Annotated in this window: 12 protein-coding genes; 6 read left to right on the top strand and 6 right to left on the bottom strand. The window is 69.7% G+C overall.

Annotated features, from left to right (window positions below; translation table 11 throughout):
* The first annotated feature begins 23 nt into the window (after nt 1-23).
* Together OG579_RS14255 and OG579_RS14250 are read left to right on the top strand one after the other, a co-directional pair.
* On the top strand, nt 24-995 hold the full coding sequence (locus OG579_RS14255) for an isopenicillin N synthase family dioxygenase (protein ID WP_328859249.1): 972 nt from the start codon (nt 24-26) through the stop codon (nt 993-995).
* Nucleotides 992-2293: an amidohydrolase family protein gene (locus tag OG579_RS14250; RefSeq protein ID WP_328856461.1), complete on the top strand. Its 1302-nt coding sequence runs from the start codon at nt 992-994 to the stop codon at nt 2291-2293. The genes OG579_RS14255 and OG579_RS14250 overlap by 4 nt, the downstream gene beginning before the upstream one ends.
* Before the next feature lie 11 nt (nt 2294-2304).
* On the opposite strand, the gene OG579_RS14245 is transcribed toward OG579_RS14250, so the two are convergent.
* From OG579_RS14245 to OG579_RS14235, 3 genes are read right to left on the bottom strand one after another with little or no spacing between them, the layout of a single operon-like run.
* Complete coding sequence (locus OG579_RS14245; protein ID WP_328856460.1) at nt 2305-2943, bottom strand: hypothetical protein; 639 nt, start codon at nt 2941-2943, stop codon at nt 2305-2307.
* 25 nt (nt 2944-2968) lie between these two features.
* Nucleotides 2969-3991: an aspartate-semialdehyde dehydrogenase gene (locus tag OG579_RS14240; protein ID WP_328856459.1), complete on the bottom strand. Its 1023-nt coding sequence runs from the start codon at nt 3989-3991 to the stop codon at nt 2969-2971.
* Between the two features lie 33 nt (nt 3992-4024).
* Nucleotides 4025-5290, bottom strand: a complete 1266-nt coding sequence (locus tag OG579_RS14235; protein ID WP_045824686.1) for an aspartate kinase — start codon at nt 5288-5290, stop codon at nt 4025-4027.
* A 138-nt stretch (nt 5291-5428) separates the two neighbouring features.
* Between OG579_RS14235 and OG579_RS14230 the strand changes: the two genes are divergently transcribed.
* The gene (locus tag OG579_RS14230) at nt 5429-6781 is read left to right on the top strand and encodes a hypothetical protein (protein WP_408068681.1); all 1353 of its coding nucleotides are present in this window, start codon (nt 5429-5431) and stop codon (nt 6779-6781) included.
* 29 nt (nt 6782-6810) lie between these two features.
* Here the strand turns inward: OG579_RS14230 and OG579_RS14225 are convergent, their stop codons facing one another.
* From OG579_RS14225 to OG579_RS14215, 3 genes are all read right to left on the bottom strand, one after another.
* Complete coding sequence (locus OG579_RS14225; RefSeq protein WP_328856458.1) at nt 6811-7215, bottom strand: SRPBCC family protein; 405 nt, start codon at nt 7213-7215, stop codon at nt 6811-6813.
* 84 nt (nt 7216-7299) lie between these two features.
* Nucleotides 7300-7554: a hypothetical protein gene (locus OG579_RS14220; RefSeq protein ID WP_328856457.1), complete on the bottom strand. Its 255-nt coding sequence runs from the start codon at nt 7552-7554 to the stop codon at nt 7300-7302.
* Nucleotides 7555-7627: 73 nt separating this feature from the next.
* Nucleotides 7628-8356 carry a TetR/AcrR family transcriptional regulator gene (locus tag OG579_RS14215; protein WP_328856456.1) on the bottom strand — a complete coding sequence of 243 codons (729 nt, stop codon included), beginning with the start codon at nt 8354-8356 and terminating at the stop codon, nt 7628-7630.
* A 153-nt stretch (nt 8357-8509) separates the two neighbouring features.
* Here OG579_RS14215 and OG579_RS14210 point away from each other — a divergent pair, with 153 nt between their 5' ends.
* Genes OG579_RS14210 through OG579_RS14200 form a run of 3 tightly spaced genes read left to right on the top strand, consistent with a single transcriptional unit; the run spans nt 8510 to nt 12242 of the window.
* Nucleotides 8510-10027, top strand: a complete 1518-nt coding sequence (locus tag OG579_RS14210; RefSeq protein ID WP_328856455.1) for an MFS transporter — start codon at nt 8510-8512, stop codon at nt 10025-10027.
* Nucleotides 10028-10065: 38 nt separating this feature from the next.
* Nucleotides 10066-10626 (top strand): nitroreductase family protein, encoded by a 561-nt coding sequence (locus OG579_RS14205; protein ID WP_045824756.1) that lies wholly within the window; start codon nt 10066-10068, stop codon nt 10624-10626.
* On the top strand, nt 10623-12242 hold the full coding sequence (locus tag OG579_RS14200; protein WP_328856454.1) for an FUSC family protein: 1620 nt from the start codon (nt 10623-10625) through the stop codon (nt 12240-12242). Before OG579_RS14205 ends, OG579_RS14200 begins: the two co-directional genes overlap by 4 nt.
* Nucleotides 12243-12328 lie beyond the last annotated feature (86 nt).

Raw genomic sequence — 12328 nt, 5'->3', positions numbered from 1 at the left:
GGAACGCGAGCCCACGGGCACCGATGACCGAACTCCTGCGCGAGAAGCGCATGGGCGGCGTCGGAACCGAGACCACCCGCCGAGAGATCCGACGCATCAGTCTGCGTGATCTCGACACGCGACACGACGCGATCGCCGCCGAGTTGTGGACCGCGGCAACCGACATCGGGTTCTTCCAGATCGTCGACCACGGGATCGACGCCGACACCCTCGACCGCGTCTTCGCGGCATCGGAGCGATTCTTCGCCCTGCCCACCGCGGTGAAGGAGCGCTATCCGTTGCGCCCGGGCACCAACGCCGGGTGGGAGTACTCGTCGCAGGTTCGCCCGTCGGTCGGAACGCCCGATCAGAAGGAGTCGTTCCAGGTCACGCGGCCCCGCATGGACGGCCTCTGGCCGAGCGACACCGAGCTCGAGGGCTTCCGGGATCTCGTCGAGGGCTTCGAACGACGGTGCTGGGAGATCGCGATGCGGGTGCTCGGGTGCTTCGCCCCTGCCCTCGGTTTTGATCGTGACTTCTTCACGCGGGCACACGATCCGGCGAGTACCGACTACCAGAGCACTCTGCGGCTGCTGCACTACTACCCGTTCGACGACGACCTCCTCGACCGGCCCGACCTCTGGCGGGCCGGCGCACACACCGACTTCGACGCACTGACACTGCTGTTCCAGAGATCCGGTCAGGGCGGCCTGCAGGTGCTCCCCGGCGCCGAGAGCGACGAGCAGGCCTGGACCTCGGTGGAACCGTCCGACGACGCGATCACCTGCAACATCGGCGACATGCTGATGCGCTGGTCCGACGACCGCTTGCCGTCGAACTTCCACCGCGTGCGCTCGCCGCGACGCGACGAGTATCGGGGAGCACGCCACACCATCGCGTTCTTCGCGCAGGCCAACCGCGACGTCGTGATCGAGGGGCCCGGTGGGAAGTACCCGCCGATCACCGCCCACGACTACCTGCAGCAGCGCATCGCCGCCAACTTCGCACGCCGATGAGCATTCTCGTGCCCGACGCGTCGGTGTACTGCGGCGGCGGGTGGGACAGTCACCGCGACATCGTCATCGACGACGGCGTGGTGACCGCGATCGTGCCCGCGGGGACCGGTGAGGGCGTTCGTGCGACCGCGCCCGGAGGCCACGTCATCCCCGGCTTCGTCAACACCCACACCCACCTCCAGCAGTCGCTGATGCGGGGCGTCGCCGAGTGCACACCACTGCTCTCGTGGCTGCTGGAGGTGGGTCGGCGGTCGACGGCGATCACGCCCGAGCGCGCCTATCTCGCAGCGGTGTCGGCGTCGCTCGAGGGACTTCGTTCGGGAACCACCACCCTGCTCGAACACATGTGGCCGCACCCTTCGCCCGACGTGCACGACGCAGTGATCCGGGGTCTGCGCGACACCGGTGTGCGGGCCGTGGTGGGGCGCGGGATCGCCGACCGCGCGGATGCGACCCGCCGGTGGGGTTTCGAGCCGTCGCTGATGCAACCGCTCGACGAGGTGTTCTCCCACGTCGACCAGATGCGCCAGGCGGTCGCGGGCTCGACGATCACCGTCGGACTCGCGGTGCCCAACCCCCGCTCGCTGACGCCCGACGGGATGGCCGCGGTCCGCGGGTACGCCCAGGCGCGATCGATGACGGTGTCGATACACCTCGCGGAGACGCCGACGGACGACGCGATGTGTCGCGAGCACGCCGGCGTCGGCGCGCTCGACTACCTCGCGACGTCGGATTTCCTGTGGGACCGGTTGCTCGCCGTGCACTGCGTGGAGGTCTCGGCCCAGGATCGCGAGACGTTGCGCGCGCACGGCGTCGGCGTCTCGCACAACCCGCTGTCGAACATGCGGCTGGGCAGCGGTGTGGCACCGGTCCCGGCGATGCTCGCCGAGGGACTGCGTGTGGGACTGGGCGTCGACGGCGCCGCCAGCAATGACACCCAGAACATGCTCGAGTCGTTCCGGATCGCCGCCTACCTGCAGCGGGCCACCCACAAGAGGGCCGATCTGCTCGGCTTCGGCGAGATGATCGACATGGCGTGTGGCGGCGTCAACCCGACCATGGGGCTGCCCGAGGTGGTCGGCGGGGTCACGGTGGGCGCGCCCGCCGACCTGACCGTCATCCGCTTCGACCGGGACTTCGCGACGCTGCCGGTCAGCGACCCCGGTGCGTCGATCCTCACCACCGGGAGCCCGTCGATCGTCGACACCGTGCTCGTGAACGGTGAGGTGGTGATCGCCGACGGCCACAGCACCCGCGTCGACGAGTCCGCACTCACCGCGCAGATCGCGGCACTGTAGCGACCACGGGCTCAGCCGCGACGGGACCGCATCTGTCCCGGACGCAGTCGCATGGGCTCGGGGAGCCACTGATTGACGCTGCGACGCAGCGTGAACAGCGCCGAGAGCAGGAGCAACGCGAACTGCACCCACGCGACCACCGTCATCACCGGCGAGACCTCGGGGTAGTCGAAGAGCAGGTCGATGCCGACCGGGATGCACAACAGCATCAACACGACGGCGGTGACGTAGAAGCTGCGGCAGTTGCGGCTGTGGTGACGCGCGATGGCGGTCAGCAGCGGGTACTGGATGGCGAGCAGCACCACGATGGCGATCAGCATGATCACCGGGTACGTCGAGGACAGCGAATCGACCTGCGTGGCCGGCGCCGACTCACGGGGGTCGGTCGCAATGCCCTCCTCCAGCCGCCCACGCAGGGCATCGGAGATGGTCCCGAGGTTGATCAGCCCGTACGCCGCGCTGATGAGAGCCGCGACGGCGCCGCCCACCCACAGCACGAACGCGTGCTGCAGCGCGCGTGGCGGTGGTCCGATGTCGTCGGTGCGCAGATCCTTGTCGGCCGACGTCCGACCGGCCGCGATCTCGGCCATGTCCATGGCGTCGAGCTCGGCGAGGCTGGGAATGGGCTCGGGGTCCTGCGGAGTGCTCACGCACTCCAGTGTGGCACCCGACCGATCAGACGAGCAGTTCGGCGATCTGGATGGTGTTCAGCGCGGCACCCTTGCGCAGGTTGTCGCCGGCGACGAACAGCGACAGGCCGCGTCCGTCGGGTACGCCCTCGTCGACACGGATCCGTCCGACCAGCGATTCGTCGATGCCGGCCGCGTCACGCGGGGTCGGCACGTCGACCAGTCGCACGCCGGCGGCGTCGGCCAGGATCTCGCGCGCACGCGCAGGCGACAACGGCCGGTCGAACTCGGCGTTGATCGACAGCGAGTGGCCGGTGAACACGGGCACGCGCACACACGTGCCACTGACCAACAGCCCGGGCAGATCGAGGATCTTGCGCGACTCGTTGCGCAGCTTCTGGTCCTCGTCGGTCTCGAACGATCCGTCGTCGACGATCGACCCGGCCAACGGGATCACGTTGTAGGCGATGGGGGCGACGTACTTGACCGGATCCGGACCGGTGACCGCGGACCCGTCGTGCACCAGCCCCTCGACACCATCGATCCCGGCACGCAGCTGCCCGGCGAGCTCCTCGACACCGGCGAGGCCGCTCCCCGAGACCGCCTGGTAGCTCGAGATGATGAGCCGACGCAGACCGGCCTCGGCGTGCAGCGGCTTGAGCACCGGCATCGCGGCCATCGTGGTGCAGTTCGGGTTGGCGATGATGCCCTTGGGCGGGTTCGCGGCCAGGTGGCCGTTGACCTCGGAGACGATCAGCGGGACGTCCGCGTCCTTGCGCCACGCAGAGGAGTTGTCGATCACGGTGACCCCCGCGGCGGCGAACCGCGGCGCCTGCTCCCGCGACATCGTCGCGCCGGCGGAGAACAACGCGATGTCGAGGCCCGAGGGATCGGCGGTCGCCGCGTCCTCCACGGTGATCTCACCGTCGAGCCACGGCAGCTTCTTGCCCGCCGACCGCGACGACGCGAAGAACCGCACCTCGTCGGCGGGGAACTCCCGCTCGGCGAGCAGGGTCCGCATGACGGCACCGACCTGTCCGGTCGCGCCGACGACTCCGATATTCGTCACGAACTCTCTCCTCGCTCCGCTCGTGTCATCGGGTCACCGTCCTGTTCCGGCGTGCACGGTCGCGACCTCGTCGCCACCGAGATCGAACGCGGAGTGGATCGCGCGTACGGCGTCGTCGAGCTCGGTGTCGCGGCACAGCACCGAGATCCGGATCTCCGAGGTGGAGATGAGTTCGATGTTGATGCCGGCCTGGCTCAGCGCCTCACAGAAGGTCGCCGTGACACCGGGGTGGCTCTTCATGCCGGCACCCACCAGCGACACCTTGCCGATGTGGTCGTCGAACAGGATCTCCGAGAACCCGATCTCGCCCTTGAGCTTCATCAGCTTGTCGACCGCGACCGGCCCCAGTTCCTTCGGCAGGGTGAAGGTGATGTCGGTCTTGCCGGTGTCGACCTTCGAGACGTTCTGCAACACCATGTCGATGTTGATCTCGGCGTCGGCGACGGCACGGAACACCCGGGCGGCGTAGCCGGGCTTGTCGTCGAGCCCCACCACGGTGATCTTGGCCTCGCTGCGATCGTGTGCGACTCCGGTGAGAATTGCGTCTTCCACTGCGATGTCCTCCATCGAACCGGACACGATGGTGCCGGGCTTGGTCGTGTACGACGAGCGAACGTGTACGGGAACGTTGTATCGGCGTGCGTATTCCACGCATCGCAGCATCAGGACCTTGGCGCCGCACGCGGCCATCTCGAGCATCTCCTCGAAGGAGACGGTCGCGAGGTGGCGTGCGTCGGGGACGATGCGCGGATCGGCGGAGTAGATGCCGTCGACGTCGGTGTAGATCTCGCACACGTCGGCGTTCAGCGCAGCGGCCAGCGCGACGGCGGTGGTGTCCGAGCCGCCGCGACCGAGGGTGGTCACGTCCTTGGTGTCCTGCGAGACGCCCTGGAAGCCGGCGACGAGGACGATCTTGCCCTCGTCGAGCGCGCTGCGGACGCGGCCGGGGTTGACGTCGATGATCTTGGCCTTGCCGTGGCTGCTCGTCGTGATCACGCCGGCCTGCGATCCGGTGAACGACTGCGCCTGAGCGCCCATCGAGCTGATCGCCATCGCGACCAACGCGTTGGAGATGCGCTCACCGGAGGTGAGCAGCATGTCCATCTCGCGGGCGGGCGGCGAGGGGCACACCTGCTCGGCGAGGTCGAGCAGCTCGTCGGTGGTGTCGCCCATCGCCGAACACACGACGACGACGTCGTTCCCCTGCTTCTTGGTGGCGACGATCCGCTCGGCCACGCGACGGATGCGTTCGGCCGATGCGACCGACGATCCGCCGTACTTCTGCACCACGAGCGCCACGCCGGCCTACCTCCACCTGTCCTCGTCTGTGTACCGCCATCTGAGACTCGCCATACCCTACCGGCCGACCTGCGCCATGACCGATTCGAGCGGTGACCTGGCCGGATCGGTTCGATCGCGGGGCTTACGATCTCTGTCGTGGCAGGAACCCCCTCGGCGAGCACCCCGACGGCGACCGACCGTCCCGGGTCGAGCACCGACGCCCTCGAGCCCACGTCGACCGACACCGGGTCGCCGGTCGAGCCCGGATGGGCCGGCCGACATCAGGACTGGCTGGCGCCGATCGCGATCTATCTCGCGATCCGGGCGATCGGGCTGCTGACGCTCGCCCGCTTCGCCGATCTGCGAGGTGGCTCGGTCGGCTACTTCCTCTCGTCCTGGGACGGCCGCTGGATGTTGGCCATCGCCGAGCATGGATACGGCGGTGTGCCGTTCACGCAGGCCGACGCCCACGGCTATCGCGACGCCAACACCCCCTACGCCTTCTTCCCCGGGTACCCGATGCTCGTCGGTGCGGTCGCGAAACTGCCCGGCGTCACCACGTTCGGTGCCGCGATGGCGGTCAACATCGTGGTCGGCTGCATCGCCGCGGTCGGCGTCGCGCGCCTCGGTGCGCTGTGCTGTCGCCTGATGGGCGACCGGCCGCGCGGCGGGTCGGGCTGGTTCACCGACAACCTGCGGATCACCTCGCGCGTCTCGATGTTCCTCAACTCGACCACCGACTCCACCGACGCGCCGACGTCGCGGGTGGTCCCGCGCCGAGTCGGGCTGATCCTGGTGGTGCTGTTCGCCGCGGCACCGATGGGCATCGTGCTGTCGATGGCGTACACCGAGGCCCTGTTCTGCGCGCTCGCGGTGTGGGCGCTCGTCGGTGTCCTCGAACGCCGGTGGCTGCTCGCCGGGACCATGACGATGCTCGCCGGACTCACCCGCCCCACGGCCGTGGTGCTGGTCGGCGTGGTGATGCTGGCGGCGCTGCTCGCCCGTCGCGACGGACCACGTGCGTGGCTCGCGGTGATCCTCAGCCCGCTGGGCTATCTCGGCTACCTCGGCGTGGTGTGGCACCAGACCGGCAGTCCCACCGGATGGTTCACCATCCAGACCCAGGGGTGGGGCACCGAGATCGACTGGGGCAAGGCCGCCTGGCAGTTCGTCAACTACTCGCTCGTCAACGCCGACGAGGTCGCCGTGGTCGCGACCGCATGGATCATGGTGGCCACCATCGCACTCGTCGCGGTCTGCGTGTGGGAACGGTTGCCGTGGCCGGTGCTGCTGTACGGGACGCTGGTGATCGTGTCGATCGTCGCCTCGAGCGGTTTGATGATGAGCCGACCGCGACTGTTGTTGCCCGCCTTCGTGATGCTGATCCCGTCGGCGATCGCACTGTCCCGCGCCCGCCCGTTCACCCAGCTGTGGGTGCTCGCCACGGTGGTGACGCTGAGCTCGTGGTTCGGCGCCCACATGCTGACGGTCTACCCGCACGCGATCTGAGCGCGCGGGGCCGATCGGGCCCGGGTAGGTCAGGCGCGAGCGAGCGCCAGCTTCTCGATCCGCGGCAGCGCGATCGCCATGATCGTCAGGTAGGCCGGAGCCCACAGGGGCACACCGAAACTCAGCACGCACCGCTCCTCGCCGCGCGGGATCACCTCGTGACGCGTCGCGGGGACCCCGGCCACCCGCCACGCCCACGCCCGGCCCTCGACGAACTCGGTGATGGTGAACGGCAACGGCACCCCCACCGGGGTCCACACCTTGCCGCGCGCTCCTGCCTCGAGCCCGCCGGGGGTGTCGAGTTGCGCCCCCGTCACCGACGGCCCCCACTCCGGCCAGGCCGTCAGATCGGTGATGACGTCCCACACCGCGGCGGCGGGTGTGTCGATGGTCAGTTCGACCGATGGCATCGCGTGTCGCAGTCCCAGTCGCATGGTCCCGACAGTAGGTGCCGACGCCGGAGTGTGCCGGGGGCATGACGGTCCGGGTCACGGCTGTCCGGGTCACACCCGCGGGGCTCACCGCACCCCGAGCCACCGCGGGCCGGGGAAGCCGGTGTCGGCCCCCGACCGCTCGTGCGCGGCGAGTCGATCGCGGGCGGCGCGGATGGTCACCTCGTCACGGATGCCGTCGGCATCGGGACCGAGGTCGGTGAGGACACCGGCGTAGGAGTCGAGGGTGGGCAGCCCCGCCTCGCGACGACTGCGACGATCGGCGACGGCCAGCGCCAGGACGAGAGCAGGGGCCAGGATCAGGATCAGCGTGAAGGTCATGGCACTGACTCTGCGGGCACAACGATCCTGCCAACAGTGGCAGCTGCGACACTCTTCGTAAAGATCCCGCCAGTCAGCGTGCGGCGGCCTCGAACCCCACGCAGAGCAGCTCGACGCCGTGGTCGAGCCGGCGCCGCGAATCGGTCAGTCGGCGCTCGCGGCCGACGCCGCGCAGGGCCGCCACACGGGGCGGCGGCGGTTCGGCCTCGTCGCCGTCGAGCACGTCGTCGAGGCCGCTGCGGGTGGAGACCTGCTCGGGGTTGGTCCGCAGCAGCTGGTCGCTGACGTCGGCCAGCGCGACTCCCTGGATGTAGCTCCAGAGGGTCAGGGTCATCTCGGCCGACGTCACGCGGTCGACGCCGAGCTGGGAGAAGCCGGCCATCATCCAGTCCAGACACCCCAGACTCGACGCGCCCATGCTGTGCCGCGGTGACGAGTAGGCCAGCACGACCCACGGGTGACGCTGGTAGAGCGCCCAGTCGATCTCGACGGCGACCTGCACGCACTCACGCCACGTGCGGTGACCGACGACGGCGAGATCGTCGCTGAGCTCGTCGCCGCGCCCGTCGGTGCGCGCCATCTCGTGTGGGTAGGGGAATCGCCGGCCGACCTCCTCGGTCATGGCCATGAGCAGCGCGTCCTTGTCGGCGACGTGGCGGTAGAGCGACATCGCGCCCACCCCGAGACGGTCGGCGATCTTGCGCATGGTGACCGCCGCGAAGCCCTCGGCGTCGGCGAGATCGATCGCGGCCTCGACGATCGCCGACCGGGTCAGGCGCGTCGTCCCCGTCGATTCGGTCACCGCACATCACCTCCCGTCGGCGGTGGCGCAGAGCACCACATAATTCATTTGCGTACAGCGTACCCAACTGGGTATCTTTGCCGGAGCAAACCATCCGCGTACGCCGTACGCGCATCGGTGTCGACAGTCGAGTCAGCAGAGGAGGACAGCAGCATGAGCACGATCGCGCAGACAACAGGAGGCGCCGACCCGCGAGGGACGCAACCGCGCACCGACCCCCGTGCCTGGCTGGGCCTCGCCATCATGTCGCTGCCGGTCCTGCTGGTCGCCATGGACTTCTCGGTCCTCTACCTCGCCATCCCGACCATCACCGATCAGCTCGAGCCGACGGCGGCCGAGCAGCTGTGGATCGTCGACATCTACGGCTTCCTCATCGCCGGCCTCCTCATCACGATGGGCAACATCGGTGACCGCTTCGGGCGCCGCAAGATCCTGCTGTCGGGCGCGACGCTGTTCGGCCTGGCGTCGGTGATCGCGGCCTTCGCGCCGAACCCCGAGGTGCTCATCGGCGCGCGCGCGCTGATGGGCGTCGGTGGTGCGACCCTGCTGCCGGCGAGCCTGTCGCTGATCAGCAACATGTTCCCCAACCTGCGCCACCGCTCGCTGGCCATCGGCGTGTGGACCGCATGCTTCGCCGGCGGCTCGGCCGTGGGCCCGGTCATCGGCGGCGTGGTGCTGCACCATTTCTGGTGGGGTTCGATCTTCCTTCTCAACGTCCCGATCCTGCTGGTGCTGCTGGTGCTGGCACCGCGGTTCGTCCCCGAATACCGTTCGGGTACCACCGATCCGTTCGACGTCCTCGGTGTCGTGCTGTCGCTGCTCGGCATCCTGCCGCTGGTCTACGCGATCAAGCATCTCGCCGCCGACGGTGTCGATGCCGTGGGGATCGTCTCCGCGGTCATCGGTGTGGTCGCGATCGTGGCGTTCATCCGGCAGCAGCGCAGCGCGAAACACCCTCTGCTGCAGATCAACCTGTTCCGTCTCCCCGCGTTCACCTCGGCGATCATGGCCGCGTTGACGTGCATGATGACCCTCGGCGCGCTGTCGTACCTGACCGGCATCTACCTGCAGTCGGTCCTGGGCCGCGATGTGTTGGCCGCCGCTCTGGCGGGTGTCCCGATGGCCGTCGCCGTCGCGGTGTTCTCGCTGGGGGCGTCGCGGATCAGCTCGTTGCTCGGCACTCGCGGGGCCTTCGTGACGGCGTTGCTGTTCGCCGCGGTCGGCAACCTCGGGTTGCTGGGCCTGGGCACCGACACGCCGTTGTGGATCTACCTCGCGGCGACCACCGTCGCCGGCGTCGGTTACGGCATCGTCTTCAGCCTGGTGTCGGAGGTCGCGGTGGCCTCGGCCCCGCCCGAGCGCGCGGGCGCGGCGTCGGGGATCAGCGAGACGAGCTTCGAGCTGGGCACCTCGCTCGGCCTCGCCCTCATCGGTTCGCTGGCGACGCTGGTGTTCCGCGGCAATTCCGACGGACGCGACTTCTCGGACACGCTCGGTGAGACCCTGCGGCACGCAACACAACTGGGGTCCGACCAGGGTGGCGATCTGGCGCAGACCGCCCGGACCGCCTTCGTCGACGGGCTGCATGTCGCCGTGGGCACCAGCGCAGGAATACTGGTGGTGATGGCCGCGGTGATCGCGGTCGTGCTGCGCCGCCGACAAGCGCGCTGATGGTGCCCGCACAGCGGGCGCAGGGAGGGACGACAACCGTGCACGAACTCTTCGAGAAGCGATGGAGCGCACGAGGCCTCGACGCCTCGGCCACCATTCCCGCCGATCACCTCACCTCGATCCTGGAGGCGGGGCGCTGGGCGCCGACCTGGGGGTCGACGCAACCCGTGCGGTTCGTGGTGGGAGTGCGCGGCGATGCGACGTTCACCACGCTGACCGAGGTGCTCAGCCGCGGGAACGCCTGGGCGAGCGCGGCGTCGGCGTTGATCCTGCTCACCACCCGCGACGACGCCACCGACGCGAACGCGACCACCTACGGTGCCGTCGATCTCGGTCTCGCGACCGCCCAGATGATCCTGCAGGCCGTCGATCTCGGGTACGTGGGTCACCCCATGGCCGGTTTCGAGGTCCCCGCGACCATCGAGCGCTTCGAGATCCCCGCGGGTGAGCGGCCACTGGTGCTGCTCGCGGTCGGGACCCTCGCCGACCCGGCCACGCTGGAGCCGAAGATCGCCGAGAAGGACGCACGCGAGCGCACACGACGGCCTCTGGGGGAGATCGCGTTCGCCGAGCGCTGGGGCCACCCCTTCGGCGGATGAGTTCCGACGACGGCTCGGCACACCATCCGCCGCCCCCGCGGCCGTCGTTGCGGGCGCTGTTCTTCGGGGTGTCGGGGTTCGGCACGCGCTGGCCGGCCGCGGTACGGGCCGCGGCCGCGTTCGCGCTGCCGGCCGTCGTCCTGCTGATCGGAGGACTCGGTCACAACGCGCTGTTCGCCGCGCTCGGTTCGTTCGCGGTGCTCTACGGCGAGAACCGTCCCTTCCGGATCCGATGGCGGGTCATCGGCATCGCCGCGGCGGCGCTGGTGGCCTCGGTCGCAGTGATGGGGTCCCTCGGCCACCTCGCCGACCTCGACGCCTCGGCCGCGGTGCGGTCGGGACTGGTGATGGCGTCGGTCGTCATCGCCGGGGTCGCGGTGTTCGTGGGCAACGCCCTGCGGATCGGTCCGCCCGGTCCGCTGTTCTTCGTGCTGACCGGCGGGATCTCCGCGACGGTGACCCAGCACGGTGTGAACCCGTGGGTCGTCGTCGCGTGTACCGCGGCCGGGACCGTCGGCTCGATGGTCGCCGGGATGGCCCCGGCGCTGGTGCACCGCTCACGACCCGAGGAGTCGTCGGTGAGCGCGGCCGTCGCCGCGATCGACGACTACCTCGCGACCGACGCCCCGCCGGAATCGGCTCTGCGGCAGGGTGCGTCGGGGCAACTCCTGCACGCCTGGAGCGTGTTGCACGACGCCGCACAGACCGACGGCGCCCTGGCGCAGCGACTCTGGCAATCGCACCATCGACTCCACGGCGCCACCGACGACGAGACCCTCTCGACCGCACCGCTGCCGCGCCCGTCGGTGGGACAACGACTCCGGGCCGCCGCGCATCCGAACAGCCACGCCACGGTCGCGACCGTCCGGGTGGTCGTCGCGGCCACCGTCGTCGGGCTGATCTCGGTCGCGGCCGGGTTGAGTCGACCGGACTGGGCGATCGCCGCGGTCGTCCTGGTTCTGCAGCTCGGGCCCGACCGCATCCGCGGCGTGTTGCGCGGCGCCCATCGACTCGCCGGAACCGTTGTCGGCGTGGGCCTGTTCGCGGTGGTGCACCTCCTCGAACCGGGCAGTGTGGCGCTCGTCGCGATCCTGACCGTCCTCACCTTCACCATCGAGATCAGCGTGGTGAGCAACTACGGACTCGCCGTCCTCGCCATCACACCCCTCGCCCTGCTGATGTCGCCGACGACAGCGGGCCTCGCGGTGATCGCGGGCGACCGGATCATCGAGACGGCGCTGGGCGTGGCCGTCGCGGTCGCCGCGTTGTGGGTCGTGAGCCCCGGCGCACATCGACGCACCACGCGGTGGTCCCGGTCGGCCGCGGTGGGGAACATGCGACGCCTGCTCGACGACGTCGCCGTCACCTCACCGCACACCGACACCGCGCGGGCGGGCCGCCGGGATGTGCAGTGGGCGCTGATGGAAGCCGAGCTCGCGGCCACCGAAAGCGCGGTCGACGAGCCCCGCTGGGCCCACACCGACTGGCCCTCCCACGTACACCTGCGTCACCTCGGCCACGACCTTCTCGCCGCGTGCTGGACTGCTCCGCGCGACCGTCCGCTCGGCGCGGACGTGGTCTCCGACCTCCGAGCCCGTGCGGCCGCGGTCGGGTGAACTCTCGAGGATCAGCCCTCGGGGACGACTGTTTGGCCCATCACGGGGGCGGGGGTATCGTCTGCCACCATGCGGCGCAGCCTCCT

This window comes from Williamsia herbipolensis, from assembly GCF_036153515.1.
Lineage (GTDB): Bacteria > Actinomycetota > Actinomycetes > Mycobacteriales > Mycobacteriaceae > Williamsia_A > Williamsia_A herbipolensis.
This window is presented reverse-complemented; position numbering and strand designations above follow the sequence as displayed.

Excerpts from the sequence above, each read along its gene's own strand:
- OG579_RS14255 (WP_328859249.1), top strand. The coding sequence starts at position 24 with ATGACCGAACTCCTGCGCGAGAAGCGCATGGGCGGCGTCGGAACCGAG.
- OG579_RS14250 (WP_328856461.1), top strand. The coding sequence starts at position 992 with ATGAGCATTCTCGTGCCCGACGCGTCGGTGTACTGCGGCGGCGGGTGG.
- OG579_RS14225 (WP_328856458.1), bottom strand. The coding sequence starts at position 7,215 with ATGCGACTGGGACTGCGACACGCGATGCCATCGGTCGAACTGACCATC.
- OG579_RS14220 (WP_328856457.1), bottom strand. The coding sequence starts at position 7,554 with ATGACCTTCACGCTGATCCTGATCCTGGCCCCTGCTCTCGTCCTGGCG.
- OG579_RS14210 (WP_328856455.1), top strand. The coding sequence starts at position 8,510 with ATGAGCACGATCGCGCAGACAACAGGAGGCGCCGACCCGCGAGGGACG.
- OG579_RS14200 (WP_328856454.1), top strand. The coding sequence starts at position 10,623 with ATGAGTTCCGACGACGGCTCGGCACACCATCCGCCGCCCCCGCGGCCG.